15 protein-coding genes are annotated in these 13,863 nt (G+C 69.9%); 8 read left to right on the forward strand and 7 right to left on the reverse strand.

All coding sequences use genetic code 11. The features are described from left to right. The first annotated feature begins 12 nt into the window (after nucleotides 1-12). On the forward strand, nucleotides 13-261 hold the full coding sequence (locus tag RJT50_RS02735) for a PRC-barrel domain-containing protein (RefSeq protein WP_313693866.1): 249 nt from the start codon (nucleotides 13-15) through the stop codon (nucleotides 259-261). 1 nt (nucleotide 262) lies between these two features. Then, the gene (locus RJT50_RS02740; RefSeq protein ID WP_313693868.1) at nucleotides 263-721 is read left to right on the forward strand and encodes an NOB1 family endonuclease; all 459 of its coding nucleotides are present in this window, start codon (nucleotides 263-265) and stop codon (nucleotides 719-721) included. A gap of 146 nt (nucleotides 722-867) precedes the next feature. On the opposite strand, the gene RJT50_RS02745 is transcribed toward RJT50_RS02740, so the two are convergent. Next, nucleotides 868-1,701, reverse strand: a complete 834-nt coding sequence (locus RJT50_RS02745; protein WP_313693869.1) for a CPBP family intramembrane glutamic endopeptidase — start codon at nucleotides 1,699-1,701, stop codon at nucleotides 868-870. Beyond that, nucleotides 1,698-2,981 carry a glucose-6-phosphate isomerase gene (locus tag RJT50_RS02750; protein ID WP_313693871.1) on the reverse strand — a complete coding sequence of 428 codons (1,284 nt, stop codon included), beginning with the start codon at nucleotides 2,979-2,981 and terminating at the stop codon, nucleotides 1,698-1,700. Before RJT50_RS02750 ends, RJT50_RS02745 begins: the two co-directional genes overlap by 4 nt. Before the next feature lie 933 nt (nucleotides 2,982-3,914). Here RJT50_RS02750 and RJT50_RS02755 point away from each other — a divergent pair. Then, entirely contained in the window at nucleotides 3,915-4,478 is a 564-nt protein-coding gene (locus RJT50_RS02755; protein WP_313693872.1) for a DUF8056 family protein, read from the forward strand. Between the two features lie 87 nt (nucleotides 4,479-4,565). Continuing rightward, the gene (locus RJT50_RS02760; RefSeq protein WP_313693873.1) at nucleotides 4,566-5,129 is read left to right on the forward strand and encodes a DUF5812 family protein; all 564 of its coding nucleotides are present in this window, start codon (nucleotides 4,566-4,568) and stop codon (nucleotides 5,127-5,129) included. Between the two features lie 39 nt (nucleotides 5,130-5,168). On the opposite strand, the gene RJT50_RS02765 is transcribed toward RJT50_RS02760, so the two are convergent. Next, nucleotides 5,169-5,570: a VOC family protein gene (locus RJT50_RS02765; RefSeq protein ID WP_313693876.1), complete on the reverse strand. Its 402-nt coding sequence runs from the start codon at nucleotides 5,568-5,570 to the stop codon at nucleotides 5,169-5,171. Between the two features lie 111 nt (nucleotides 5,571-5,681). Further along, nucleotides 5,682-5,993 (reverse strand): DUF7968 family protein, encoded by a 312-nt coding sequence (locus tag RJT50_RS02770; protein ID WP_313693879.1) that lies wholly within the window; start codon nucleotides 5,991-5,993, stop codon nucleotides 5,682-5,684. Nucleotides 5,994-6,488: 495 nt separating this feature from the next. Here RJT50_RS02770 and secF point away from each other — a divergent pair, with 495 nt between their 5' ends. The 3 genes from secF (at nucleotide 6,489) to RJT50_RS02785 (ending at nucleotide 9,555) form a co-directional block, all read left to right on the forward strand. Beyond that, on the forward strand, nucleotides 6,489-7,358 hold the full coding sequence (secF, locus tag RJT50_RS02775) for a protein translocase subunit SecF (protein ID WP_313693882.1): 870 nt from the start codon (nucleotides 6,489-6,491) through the stop codon (nucleotides 7,356-7,358). After that, nucleotides 7,355-8,908, forward strand: coding sequence for an MMPL family transporter (locus RJT50_RS02780; RefSeq protein ID WP_313693885.1), 1,554 nt, complete (start codon nucleotides 7,355-7,357; stop codon nucleotides 8,906-8,908). Before secF ends, RJT50_RS02780 begins: the two co-directional genes overlap by 4 nt. Before the next feature lie 176 nt (nucleotides 8,909-9,084). After that, on the forward strand, nucleotides 9,085-9,555 hold the full coding sequence (locus RJT50_RS02785; RefSeq protein ID WP_313693887.1) for a GNAT family N-acetyltransferase: 471 nt from the start codon (nucleotides 9,085-9,087) through the stop codon (nucleotides 9,553-9,555). Between the two features lie 94 nt (nucleotides 9,556-9,649). On the opposite strand, the gene RJT50_RS02790 is transcribed toward RJT50_RS02785, so the two are convergent. Then, a complete protein-coding gene (locus RJT50_RS02790; protein ID WP_313693889.1) occupies nucleotides 9,650-9,961 on the reverse strand; it encodes a HalOD1 output domain-containing protein in 312 nt (103 codons plus the stop codon). A gap of 304 nt (nucleotides 9,962-10,265) precedes the next feature. Between RJT50_RS02790 and RJT50_RS02795 the strand changes: the two genes are divergently transcribed. Then, nucleotides 10,266-12,746 carry an MEDS domain-containing protein gene (locus tag RJT50_RS02795; RefSeq protein ID WP_313693891.1) on the forward strand — a complete coding sequence of 827 codons (2,481 nt, stop codon included), beginning with the start codon at nucleotides 10,266-10,268 and terminating at the stop codon, nucleotides 12,744-12,746. A gap of 46 nt (nucleotides 12,747-12,792) precedes the next feature. On the opposite strand, the gene rnhB is transcribed toward RJT50_RS02795, so the two are convergent. Both rnhB and RJT50_RS02805 read right to left on the reverse strand, forming a co-directional pair. Further along, a complete protein-coding gene (gene rnhB / locus RJT50_RS02800) occupies nucleotides 12,793-13,452 on the reverse strand; it encodes a ribonuclease HII (protein WP_313693894.1) in 660 nt (219 codons plus the stop codon). 120 nt (nucleotides 13,453-13,572) lie between these two features. Further along, nucleotides 13,573-13,785, reverse strand: coding sequence for a hypothetical protein (locus RJT50_RS02805; protein ID WP_313693896.1), 213 nt, complete (start codon nucleotides 13,783-13,785; stop codon nucleotides 13,573-13,575). Nucleotides 13,786-13,863: the final 78 nt, after the last annotated feature.

Below are 13,863 nucleotides of genomic sequence, written 5' to 3' on the forward strand. Positions count from 1 at the left end.
AATTGGCGATGTATGGCCGATATCCTCGCCGAGAACCTCTCGGGCAAGGCAGTCATGGGTTCGGACGGCACCGAGCTCGGCATGCTGTACAACATCACGATGGACCTGAAGACTGGGGCGCTCTCGGACCTGCTGGTCACGCCCAACGAGAACGTCTCGCCGGGCCGCATCCCGTTCGAACGAGACGAGGCCGGCCGCGTCCACATCCCCGTCTCGACGGTGCAGGCGGTGAAGGACTACATCGTCGTCGACACGTCGTAGGATGCGAGTGCTCGATTCGTCGGCGTTTATCCACGAGTATCACACCGACGAGCCGACGGCTTCGATCCCGAGGGTCCACGAGGAACTCGAGGGCGAGGCCGCGTTGCGCTTCGACGCGAACGAGGGCGCGGGGATGCACATCCACGTCCCCGACGGCCAGACGGTCGATCAGGTGCGGCGCGCCTCCGGCGAGACGGGCGACGAGGAGACGCTCTCGGAGACGGACACGCGCCTGCTCGCGGCCGCGTTCGAACTCGACGCGACGCTCGTGACCGACGACTACGCGATGCAGAACGTCGCCGGAAAGCTCGGCGTCGACGTCGAGGTCATCGCCCGCGACGGCATCGAGGAGCAGCGCGACTGGACGTTCCAGTGTGCGGGCTGTGGCCGCGAGTTCGACGAGGACCGCGACCGCTGTCCGGTCTGTGGCAGCGACCTCTCGCGGAAGAACCCGGCCTGACTCGGCCCACGGATTCTCCGATTCCTCACACAGTACTGCGATTCCTTCGAGAATCCCTCGTCCCGCCGGAACCCGGGGACGACGCGGGCAGACTCTCAGTCTCGGGGTTCGATCCACGGCACGACTCTCGGTCTCCGGATTTCGATTCACAGCATCCCGGTCGCGCCGCCGTACTGGATGGCGTACAGCGCGGCGTTGTACAGGCCGTGTGCGAGCGCGGGGACGACGAGGTTGCCGGTGTACTCGTAGAGGTAGCCGAGCGGGAGCGCGAGCAGCGTGACGACGAGGACGTAGGCCGACTGTTCGAGGACGGTGCCCGTGCCGGCGATGAAGTGGATGGAGCCGAAGAGGAACGCCGCCAGCGAGACGGCCGGGGCGGCGGGCAGCGCCTTCCTGAGTTCCCCCTGCACGACGCCGCGGAACACCAGTTCCTCGGCCGGGCCGACGACGAGGATCGACACCGGGATCATGTAGAGGAAGTAGATCGGCGCGTCCCGGCCCGGCCCGAGCGCCCGGTTCGTCGCCACCTCGACGCCGACCGCCCCGAGCACGAGCAGCAGAGCGAACTGCGCGAGTACCATCCCGACGGCGGTCACCGATCCGAGGCTCCACCCGCGTGCGTCCGGGAGCCACGCCGTCACGAGCCCCCGGTCGTTCGCCGACGTCATGAACGCGGCCGCCGCGAGCGCGAAGCCGACGAACTGCCCGACGTTCCGGATCGCCGCCAGTTCGGGCGATTCCGGCGCGACGCCGACCGCCAGCGCGAGGCGCTCGGACCAGGGGAGCACGGCCGCGGCCGCCAGATACGCCGCGACGACCATGAGGAGCGACTGGCCGAGCCTGATCGCGACCGCGTTCCCGTCCACCTCGGACGTCCTCGAGGTCGTCCCGCCCGCCGCGCTCCCCTCGCTCGTTCCGCTCCCCTCGCCCGTCCTGTTCCCCTCACTCGTCCCCCTTGGTCCCGACGCCCCCGACATCATTCGACCTCCAGCCGGCGCTTGCCCCGGACAGCCTCGGCCTCGGTGAACTCCCCGCCGCCCAGCAGCCCCCGCGCCGCCTTCTTGCCCCACTCGACGGCCGGCTGTGTAAACGTCGAGACGTCCGCGAGTTCGCCGTACAGCACGCAGGCGGCCTCCGTCGCGTACAGCAGTTCGCCGAGGCCGCGCTCGTCCACCCGGTCGATCTCGAGGCGGACGTTCTCGCGCCCGGCCGCCGCGAGGCTGGCCTCCGTCGCCCGGAACTCCGCGTCGAGCAGGTCGCCCAGCGTCGAGCCGCCCAGGTACGAGAGCCCCGCCAGGTCCGTCTCCGGGATGCTCGCGTCCGTCGATTCGCGCGGTCGGACGAGCGTGACGAGCTTGTCGGTGGGGCCGGCGCGGTACAGCTGGAGCTGGGAGTGCTGGTCGGTCGCGCCGAGCGCCCGCGCGGGGGTCTGCCCGCGGCCGTCCTTCCCGAGCGACTCGGCCCAGAGCTGTGCGTACCACTCGGCGAACCGTTCGAGCGACTCGGCGTACGGCATCATCGCGTTCACGGCCGCGCCGCGCTCGGCGAGGGCGTACGAGACGGCGCCGTAGGCGTACGCGGGCGAGTCGTACAGCGACCCGGAGAGCTTCTCGGCCTCCGACGCGGCGCCCGCCAGGAGCGCGTCGAGGTCGTGGCCGGCCACCGCCGCGGCGAACAGCCCCACGGTGGAGAGCGCGGAGAAGCGGCCGGGGACGCCGTCGGGGACGGTGAGGGCGGGCAGGTCGTGTCTGTCGGCCATCGCCCGCAGGTTGCCGGACTCGCCGGTGGTGACCACCGTCCGCTCGGTCCAGTCGACGCCCGCCGACGCCATCGCCTCGCGGACGACGAGGAAGTTCGCCAGCGTCTCGGCGGTCGTGCCCGAGCGGGAGACGACGTTCACGACCGTCTCGGAGAGGTCGAGGCCGCCGACGAGGTCCCGGACCCAGGCGGGGTCGACGTTGTCGAGATAGCGGGCCTCGACGGGCGAGTCGAGCGCGTCGGTGATCGTGGCCGCGCCGAGCGCGCTCCCGCCGATGCCGACCGTCAGGACGGTCTCGGGATCGAAGCCGGCGGCCGCTCGGCGGACCGGCTCCGGGTCGCAGGTCTCGGGGAGATTCAGCGCGGCGTAGCCGTGCTCGGATTCCCGTCGCCCGCGTGCGATCGTCTCGTGGGCGTCGGCGACGCGGTCGTCGAGGTCGTCGAGGGCCGCGCGGTCGAGGCCGAGTGCCCCGTCGAGCGCGTTCCCGATGTCCGCCTGCATGGTCGTGTGGCGGGGCCGGGGGCCGAAAACGATTGCCCCCTCATTCTGGGTGTTCGGCCTGGCCCTCCGGATGATGGGTAGTTTTGCTTCGGGGAACGGCTCGAAAGCCCCCGCGGCTCTCGACTCGGTGCGGCCGCTGCGCTCCTCGCTCCCTTCGGTCGCGCTGTCGTTCGAAAATCGAAGATTTCGTGATGACGAGAGAGCTCCGCTCTCTCGAACCACGGTGCTTGTCGGTCCGCGCCGTTCACGAGAGCAAAGCTCTCGTGAGCTCACGAGACGCCGTGCGTCTCGTGAACGTCGTCGAGAGCCACGGCCCCTTTCAGTCCCACCCGCCGCAACCGCCCCGCATCCACGGCCTCTCCAGCCGACGAGGTCCCGACCGGAGGGAGGGACCTCGTCCCTCGCGCGCGTCTGCTCGCCTTCCGGGCTCGCCGTCACGCGCGCCACGGCGTTGACCGACCGAGCCACGTGGCGCGCGGCGGCCGCGCTCCGCGCGGCCGCTCGTGCGAGGCTCACGCGAGCGCAGCGAGGGTGAGTTTCGAGGAGCTCGCTCCGAGAAAAGACGAGCACCGCAGGCGAACGAGCGAAGCAGTGAGCCGAGGAGCACAGGAGGCTGGGGAGGGTGAGGTTCGGGGCGGTGGTGTGGGTGGGACTGAAAGGGGCCACGGCGCTCGGCGAACCCCGAGGCCTCAAGCACCGCAGGAGGGAGGCCGCAGGCCGACCGACGAGGAGCGCAGAGCGTCTCGCGGGAGCCGAGCGCCGTGGGGGGGCTTTCGAGGCGGTTGGAACGGTCCAACTCGCGGCTCGATCGACGTTGACGAGGACGGGGGCGTTCGAGACAGTCGCACCACGGTTGTCGCGAGGAGGACGACACCGACGATCACTGCGTCGAATGACGGGGTGCTTAACAGCCGCCACGCCCAAGCCCGGCCAATGCCCGCGGAGACGAGCACCGAGGACCCCAAACCAACCGAGAAAGACACGTATCGGGGCCTGTTCGGCGCGTTCCCGTACGCGTTCCGCGCGAGCGACTCGTGGCTCTTCCGGAGCTACGTCGTCGTCGGCGGCCTCGCGGCGCTGCTCCTCTCGGTCGTGTTCGCGCTCGCGCTGATTCGGCTGTTCGGCGCGACCGCCCGCGCCCGCTTCTCGGTCGTCCGGGCGTTCTTCTTCCTCGTCGGCCTCGCAGCCGTCGCGCCGACTATCGCGCCCGTGCTGCTGGTCGCCCGGTCACGCCGCCGGGAGATCGCCCGCGCCCCCGGCTACGAGGCGGGCCTCGCGCTCGCCGGCTACCTGTTTCTCGCCTCGCTGTACCTCGGACTCGTCGCGGCGATGCCCGAGACGTTCACGCTCGACGGCGAGACGATCACCCGCCCGCCGCCGACGGGCGCGTTCGCGCCGGCCATCAGCTTCCTCTACGGCGTCCCGCAGGCCGTGGGAGCGCTGTTCCCGGTGCTCGGTGCGGCGCTGATCGCGCTGGTCCACCGGCTCCGCGGCTGAAGTCCCGGCCGGCGACCCGCCGAGCGGCCCGAACCACGTTCGCCCGGGAGCGAAACCCCGAAACCGCCCCGCCGCCTACCGGGTCCAATGACCGACGACGAGTTCGACGTCGACGCGCTCGAACGGGCCCTGTCCGAAGCGGGGGAAGCCCCCGGGTCGAGCGAGACTGCGCAGGGAGCCGATCCCGAGCGGACGGAGGGAACGTTCCTCGTCACCCACGCCGAGGAGGAGTCGGCGGTCCTCCGGGAGGTGTCCACCGGGCGGGTGCTCACGCTCTCGGAGAACCCCGGCGTCGAGGCCGAGGAGGCGATCGAGGGCGTCCTCGCGCCCGAACCGCCGATGAACGTCACCTGGGAACTCGTCGAGGTGGCGGAGCGCCGGACGCTCTCGCTGGCGGAGGGCGAGGAGCCGCCGACGCGCGACAGCCTCGACACCGCGGCCGAACAGGAGGTGGGCGAACTGACGCGGACCGAACGGGCCGGCGTCGGCGAACTCCACGTCGTCACCGTTCCCGAGGAGCGGACGGAACGGGCGGTGGCCGACGTGCTCGGGGACCGCGAGGCGACGCTCGCACGCGCCGCCCGTCTCGGGGTCAACCGCGTCGAGGTCCGGTCCGCGCCCGGCGTCGTCGTCGTCCGGTATCTGCCCTGACCGTCCGGACGGCGACGGTTCGTCCGCCCGTGGCGGGCCTCAGTCTCGGGGCTCGTGGAGCTCTGCGAGGACGATGCGGTTCCCGTACGGGTCTTCGAAGTGGACGTTCGAGCCGGACGGCCCGGCTTCCGGCTCGCCGCTGAACTCGACGCCGCGCTCGGCCAGCGTCTCGTACGTCTCCCGGATCTCATCGGTGTAGAGCACGAACGCCGGCTGACTGCCCGTCTGGTTCCCGATCAGGGCGCGCTCCTCCTCCCCGGTCGCTTCCATGAGCCAGAGTCCCGAACCGGATTCGCCTGCCGGTCCGACGTGGAGTGCTCGAAAGCCGCCGTCGAGTTCCACGTCCGCGATCACGTCAAACCCGAGCGTCCCCGTGTAGAACGCCAGCGCTTCCTCGTACTCCTCCACGAGCACGGTCGTCCGGCCGATCTGAGTGATCATCGACTTCCACGAGACGGTACACGACGATAACCGCACAGGTTCCGGTCCCGCCCGGTGTTAACTGTTCGGTCGCCGAACTCGACGTCGTCCATCGAGTCTCGCGGCCCCGAGCTATCGAGGTCCGCCGGCGCTCTGGACCCGCCAGCCGCCCTCCACCTCACCCACGCGCGTGACGAGGTCGACGTCGGTGTCCTCCCCGACGCGCCCTCCGGCCTCGACTGCTTCGACGCGGAAGGTGAGATCCAGCGAACTCCCACAACAGCCGACGTCGACGAACTCCTCGCGCTCGTCGCCGACCGCCGGCGTCTCGAAGACGCGCCGGAGGTACCTGCGGTAGCGGCCCGTCTCGATCTGGTCGCGCCCCCACTCCGAGAGTCCGCTCGGGTACGAGAGCACGAGTCTGGTCGCCGTCTCACTGCTCATGTGTCCACGGAGGAGTGGGAACTACATCGACCTGTCGCCGGCGGCGGCGGATTTAATCCGAAGAATAGAAGGGAGGAAAGCATTGGCTAAACGTCGATATTGTGGTTGCAGGAGGCTCGAACCGCTCGAATCGGCATTTCCCATTCCTCGTAGTAATGAACTGCAAGACGCTATATCGAATACTCGGGGGCGGCTATTTCACGACCACTTCTGGTGAATCAAATTCGAAAACTACGAAACAAGCTGGAGAAGAGTTCTACTGCCGAGAATGGCGGCTTGAGGGCTCGAGTGCACGTTCGGTGCGCCCGGTCATCGGCCGGGCGAGTCCGGCCACCGGCTGACCTGGCTCGTCCGGGGGGAGCGTGCTGGCCGGCGGACGGCCCGCCATCGGCGAGGGCAGGCTCGGGCCTCCTCTGGCGAGGACGAGCGACGTGGCCGCGCCGGCCGTCCTCGAACATAAGAAGGCTTATTCGGGCCGCGGGGGGAGTCGGCCCCATGGCTCGTTTCGAGGTACCGGAGGTCGATTACACCCGGTACACGAACCGACAACTCGCGGCGGTTCCCCTCGCCGTGCTCGCGGTCGCCCTCCTCGTCATCGGGGGGTTCTACGCCACGACGGGCTCGCCGGTCACGCCCGGCGTCGAGTTCACCGGCGGGACCGAACTCAGGGTCGCCGTCGACGGGGGGAACGCCCAGGAACAGATCGACTCGGCGTTCTCTGCCGAGCCGGACAGCGTCCAGTCGGTCGTCGACAGCGACGTCTACATCCTGACGTTCAAGGAGGCCGACGCCACGACCGCGGAGCTCGAATCGCAGGCGGAGGCGGCGGACTTCACCGTCCGGTCGACCAGCGACGTGTCCGCAAGCTTCGGCGAAGACACGCAGTTGCTCGCGCTGCTGGGTGTCGGCGTGGCGTTCGCCGGGATGGCGGTCCTCGTGTTCGCCCTGTTCCGGTCGTTCGTCCCCAGCATCGCGGTCGTCATCTCGGCGTTCTCGGACATCGTCATCCCGGTCGCGATGATGAACCTGTTCGGCATCGAACTGACGCTCGGGACCGTCGCCGCGCTCCTGATGCTCATCGGGTACTCGGTCGACTCGGACATCCTGTTGAACAACCACATCCTCCGGCGGTCGGGTGACTTCTACGAGTCGACCCACCGCGCGATGCGGACCGGCGTGACGATGACGCTCACCTCGCTCGCGGCGATGGCCGTGATGGCGCTCACCGCGTCGCTGTTCGGCATCGGCCTGCTCTCCAGCATCGGCATCATCCTGGTGTTCGGGCTGGCTGCCGACCTGATGAACACGTATCTGCTCAACCTCAGCCTGCTGCGCTGGTACCAGTTCGAGGGGGTGGCGCGATGAGCGTCCTCGACTCGGTGCGCGACAACTGGCGCGTCGCGCTGCTCGTGGTCGTGCTGGTGCTCTCGGCGGGGTTCCTCTTCGCGCCGGGCTTCGGCCAGCAGGGCTCCTCGGCCCCCGACACGGCGACGAACCTGAAGTACGGGCTCGGGCTCTCGGGCGGCACCCAGGTCCGGGCGCCGGTGGTCGGCATCACCGCCGAGGACGTTCGCTTCGGCGGCGATAGCCTCTCGGAGGTCGAGATCGCCGTCGCGGGGAACCTCGAGGGCGTGGAATCGACCGACGTCATCGCCCGACAGACCACGGGCACGAACGGCACCGTCGAGGTCGTCAGCCGGAACGCGACGACCGACGAACTGGCGACGGCACTCGACGAAGCCGGCTATGCCCACGGCGAGGTCAGCGACGGCGTGACCCAGGCCACCATCGACGACATGGTCAGCACGCTCGAGTCGAAGATCAACGCGGCCGGCCTCTCGGGCGGGAGCGTGACCGACACCACGACCGCCGGCGGCGAGACGTTCATCCTCGTGGAGGTGCCCAACGAGGACCGCTCGGAGGTGCTCGACCTGGTCAGCTCGCGCGGGAGCGTCAGCGTCGTCGCCTACCACCCCGCCGCGAACGGCTCCGGCTACACGAACACGACCGTCATCCGCCAGGAGGACTTCCAGCGCATCGGCAGCGCCCAGCGCGGCGAGCAGGGGCCCGGCCCGCACGTTCAGGTCTCGGTGCGGGCGGACCAGGCCGAACGCGTCCAGCGCCAGTTCGAGGAGACGGGCGTCGCCCAGCAGGGCGGCACCGTCTGTACCTTCGAGTCGAGCCCGCAGAACACCCAGCCGTGCATCCTCGTCGTCCGTGACGGGGCCGTGGTCTCCTCGTTCGGCATGGACGGGGACCTCGCCGGGTCGATGCGCTCGGGCGAGTGGGCCGAGAACCCGACGTTCATCCTGGTGACCGGGAACTACTCGGACGCACAGCAGGTCGCGGTCGACCTCGACGCCGGTGCGCTCCCCGCGCCGCTGGCGATCGACCAGGGGACGACGACCTCGATCACGGCCGCCCAGGGTGAGACGTTCCGGACCGACTCGCTCATCATCGGCATCGTCGCCGTGCTCACGGTGAGCATCGTCGTCTTCTTCCGGTACGGCGACCTGCAGGTGGCGGCCCCGATGGTCGTCACCGCGATGTCCGAGGTGTTCGCGCTGCTCGGCTTCGCCGCGCTCATCCAGTACCCGCTGGATCTGGCGGTCATCGCCGGCTTCATCGCGGTCATCGGGACCGGGGTCGACGACCTGGTCATCATCGCCGACGAGGTGATGAGCGAGGGCGAGGTGAACTCCCGCCGGGTGTTCCAGTCGCGCTTCCGCAAGGCGTTCTGGGTCATCGGCGCGGCCGCCGCGACGACCATCATCGCCATGTCGCCGCTCGCGGTGCTCTCGCTGGGCGACCTGCAGGGGTTCGCCATCTTCACCATCCTCGGCGTGCTCGTCGGGGTGCTCATCACCCGGCCCGCCTACGGCGACATCCTGCGGGCGCTGCTGACCGAGCAGTGACCGGCTCGGGCTGACGCCCCGGGGTTCTTCGAGTTCGGATACGCTTCGAGAAATCACCGTACGGGAGCGGAGTTCGGAACGGACGCCCTCGACGTCCTCTGGACCCGGAAGCCGCCGGGCCGTCCGACCGCCGCGACGAAAACGACTACCGGACCGCCTTCCGTAGCGTGTGGTCGATGGACGACCTCGAGGTCCGGCCGGCGCGGACGGCCGACGCCGACCGGCTCGCCGCGGTGTATCGGAGCGCCTACGAGCGGAATCGCGAACTCGGGTTCCCCGCAAAGGCTGAGTCAGCCACCGGGGCCGAGGTCGCCGAGTGGATCAGCGAACGTCGGGTGTACGTCGCCACGGTCGGGGACGACCCGGTTGGCGGGGTCAGGCTCGAGGAGACCGACCCCGGTCGCGTGAAACTGGGTCGGCTGGCGGTCCACGACCGCTGGAAGGGACGGGGAATCGGAGGGCGGCTGTTAGACCACGCCGAGGAGGCGGGCCGCGACCTGGGTGCCGAAACCGTCCGGCTCACGACGCCCGAGGGCCACCCGTTCCTGCCGGCCCTGTATCGGGATCGTGGCTACGAGAAGACGGGCGAGTACCCGCTGGCGTACCGCGAGTACGACGAAATCGTGCTGGAGAAACAGCTCCGGTAACGGAACGCGTACCGTCCGTTCACTCCCCCGTGGCCTCACGCGCCGGATCGGTGGCCGCAGGCGCGACCACGCGCGTCACGTCGCGGTCGCCGGTTCAGTCGTCGGCGGGGGTGCTCGGCGTCTCGACCGTGCTCGCTGCCGTCGGAGTGACGGTGACCTCCCCCGCCGCGTGGACGCGGACCTCGTGTTCGGCGAACCCGAACTGCACGAACGCGTCGGTCCCACGTCCCTCGCTCCCGGGCGTGTCGAACAGCGACTCGATCGCGTCCGGGTCGACGGCGTCGTTCAGTCGCGTGTCCAGTTCGGTCGGGTCCGTCCGCTTCGCCGCCGCGACCGCGTCGACGATCGTCCCCACGAGCGTGTCGGTCCCCACTTCCCGCGTGATTTCGCGTGCCTCCGATGTCATCCACCGACGGTACGACCCACGGGAGTTTTCGGCTTTCACCTATCAGGATGTGCCGCCCCGAACTCGGTCCCTATCCAGATTTGGGCCGCGGCGTGACCCCGGCGGCTTCGCTCGGTTTCCTCGATCGCCCGAGTTCCCCGGGCGGCCGGTTTCCTCGATCACGTCCTCGCCGTTCCGTGACGGTCGCCGGTGGAAGCGTTCGTCCGCCCGGGTTCGGGACGCGCTCGCAAGCCACTCGCTAGTAGGTGGGGCGTGCTCCTTTTCAGCGTTCGGCGATAACGGGGTGGAGAGGCTTATTCGTTCGATGTCCCACAACTCACAGTCCGAGCCGACCGATGGCGACCCCGTCGGGACGGAGCCGAACGGCCCCGGCTCCCCCGGTCCCGCCCGACAGGGACACGAGCACGGACCGGACGGCGACGGCGGCCCGGAGAACCACCGGGCGCTCATCTACGAGACCCGCGCCGAACAGCTCTCCGCGGTCGTCCCCTTCGTCCGACAGGGGCTCGAACGGAACGAGCGGGTGATGTACGTCCTCGACGAGAACTCGCGGGCGGACATCGTCGACGCGCTGGCGCGGGGCGGCGTCGACGTCGATGCGGCGCTCGAGTCGGGAGTGCTCACCTTCCACTCGAAGGCCGACACCTACGGGCGGAACGACGAGTTCGACGCCGAGGAGATGATCGAGTACGTCGACGAGACTGCCCGGGAGGTGATCCACGACGAGGGCTACGACCGCTTCCGGATCACGGGCGAGATGACGTGGGCGCTCGAGGAGGACACCGACACGCTGGACCGGATCGTCGAGTACGAGGGAAAGCTCAACGACTACTTCCCCGAGAACCCCGTCATCGGCCTGTGCCAGTACGACCGGACCCGGTTCCCCGCGGACCTGCTGTACGACATCGTCCGGGCACACCCCCATCAGGTGTACAACGCCACCGTCACGCAGAACTTCGCGTACCTCCCGCCCGAGGAGTTCTTCGCAGCCGAGACCCCCTCGGCCGGCGTCGAGGAGTTCGTCGACGCTCACCTCGACCGGGTCCGGGCCCACGGCCGCCTGGAGGAACGGGAACGGACGCTCTCGGCGCTGGCCGACTCCGGCCGGGACCTGGTTCACGGCGACACGGACACCATCGTCGACCGGACGGTCACGACCGTCGACTGCGGGCTCTCCCCGTCGGTCGCGGCCGTGTTCTCCTACGACGAGGAGGCCGACGAACTGCGCCCCGAGCGCGTGGCGCTCTCGGGGCGGGCGGACGCGGACGCCGTCTCGCTGCCCGGGAGCTACCGCGACCTCCTCCGGAACACGTTCGAGGCCGACGACGCGCGGGTGTTCTCGAACTTCCAGTCCGACGACGAACTCACGGAACTGAACGCGGTTCTCCAGAGCGGGATGGCGTTCCCGCTCGACCGCTACGGCGTCATGTTCGTCGGCTCCACGCGGGCGTACGCCTTCGACGAGGCCGACGTGGAGTTCGCGCGCACCGTCGCGCTCTCGGCTCACACCGCGCTCGAACGGGCCGAACACGAGCGCACGCTCGAACGCCGAAACGAGGAACTGCGCCACCTCGACGGGATCAACCGGACGATCCGACGGATCGATCAGGCGCTCGTCCGCGCCTCGAACCGCGAGGAGATCGAACGCGTCGTCTGTGACCGCCTGGCCGACGCCGACTCCTACCGGTTCGTCTGGATCGGCGACCGGGACCCGCTCTCGGAGCACGTCACTCCCCAGCAGTGGGCCGGCGACGGCGAGCAGTACCTCGACGAACTCTACTCGACGGCCGGCGCGGCGAGCGGGGCCGACGGATCGACCGACGACCGCGACGTCGTCGAGCGTCCCGAACGCCGGGCGATGAACTCGGGGCAGGCCTGTCCGGTCCCGAACGTGTTGACGACCACCGAGTTCGACGACTGGCGACGGGTCGCACTGGAGAACGGCTTCAACTCGGCCATCAGCGTCCCGCTCGTGTACGAGGGGACCGAGTACGGCGTCCTGAACGTCTGTGCCGGGGATGCGAACGCGCTGACCGAGATGGAACGGACCGTGCTCGAGGAGCTCGGGGCGACCATCGCGTACGCCATCGACGCGACCGAGACGCGGGCGGGGCTCCAGGCGGACAGGCTGACGGAGGTTGGGCTACGGATCACCGACTCGCGGAGCCGCCTGCTCCGCTTTGCGGACCGGATCGGAGGCCCGCTCGACGTCGAGACCGTCCTGCCGGCGTCCGACGACGAGCTTCGGCTGTTCTTCACGGTCGCGGACGTGCCCTCCGAGACGGTGCTCTCGGTCGCCGACGAGTCGGTGAGCGTGACGTCGGCCCGGCTTGTCGCGGACCGCGAGGGGGCGTCACTGTTCGAGGCGGTGTTCAGCGTCGATTCGAGCGTCCTGACGACGGTGCGGTCGTTCACGGGCTCGGTGACCGAGTTCACCGTGAGCACCGACGCGGTCGAACTCGTCGTGGCCGTCCCGCAGACCGCGGACGTGCGCTCGTTCGTCGACCGGTTCCGGGAGGCGTACCCCGGGACTGCGGTGACGTCCGTCCAGTGGGTGACCGAGCGGTCGCCGACCCACGAGTCGTTCTACGAGGAGGTCGAGGACCGACTGACCGAGCGACAACTGGAGTCGCTCCGGCTCGCGTACCACAGCGGCTACTTCGAGTGGCCACGCGAGAGCTCGGCCGAGGACGTCGGGCGGTCGCTCGGCGTCTCACAGCCGACGTTGAGCGGCCACCTCCGGGTCGGCCAGCGGAAACTCCTCTCGCTGCTGTTCGACGACTGATCGCGGGAACTCGGAACGCGCTCGCGGCGAAGGGTGCCGCGCGGGGTCAGAACTCCTCCAGTGCCGACTGCTCCGCGGCGGCGAGCACGTCCGCACACGTCGCCCACGAGCGCCGGGCGCAGTCGGGCAGGTCACCGGTCGCACCGACGTACTCGCGCAGGAACTCCCTCGTCGCCGGATCGGACGGGTAGCCGCTGCCGACGCCCCCGTAGTCGGCGTACTCCTCGTCGATGGCTGCGACCCGGCTGTCGCGCTCCACCTTGGCGACGATGCTCGCGGCCGCGACGACCGGGTACGACTCGTCCGCGCCGTGCTCGCCGCGGACCGCGATGTCGACGCCCGGGTCCGCGTCGGCGACGCCCTCCCGGACCCGTCGCGCGAAGCGCGTCTCGCTCACGTCGCCGGCGTCGACGACGGCCTCCTCGCCGGCGTCCGCGACCTGGGCGAGCGCTTCGGCCTGCCCGGCGGCGGTGAGCCGGTTCATGTCCGTCTCCGGGGCGTCGATGCGCGTCGGCGTGACGAGAGCGACCCCGACGGACACGTCCGGGTGCTTCCGAAGCGCCGCGTCGAGTCGCTCGCGTCGCTCCGCGGGGAGGCGTTTCGAGTCGTCGACGCCGTCCGGGATGGCCTCCTCGGGCGCGCTGACCGCGGCCGCGACCATCGGCCCGAGCGCGGGTCCCTTGCCTGCCTCGTCGGCGCCGAGCATGGGCGGGTGGTCGACGGGCGACGACTAAGCGGTTGTCATGCGGGCGCGGCTGCGACGTGGGATCCGGGCGGTGCGGCGAAAAACGGGGCTGGGTCCGATTCCGGGCGGCGTCCGGACCGCTCAGTCGCCGGCCGGCGACGTCGGCACGTCGGGCACCTCGGACTCCTCGCGCTCCTCCTCGGCATCCGGCGCTGTCTCCTCCGGTTTCGCCGGCTCGTCGGTCGGTTCCGCCGCCGGCTCGTCGGTCGGTTCCGCCGCCGCCTCGTCGAGCCGTTCCCGGATCGCCTCCCACTCCTCGATTTCACTGTGATGGCACATGGTATCTCCCCACATGGCGTTCGGGAGTGTGGGTGAAAAAATCGGGGGTTTTCTCGGGCCTCAGTGGCTGATTCGGTTGAATTTGGTTACCAG

This window comes from Halobaculum sp. XH14 (assembly GCF_032116555.1).
Taxonomy (GTDB): domain Archaea; phylum Halobacteriota; class Halobacteria; order Halobacteriales; family Haloferacaceae; genus Halorarum; species Halorarum halobium.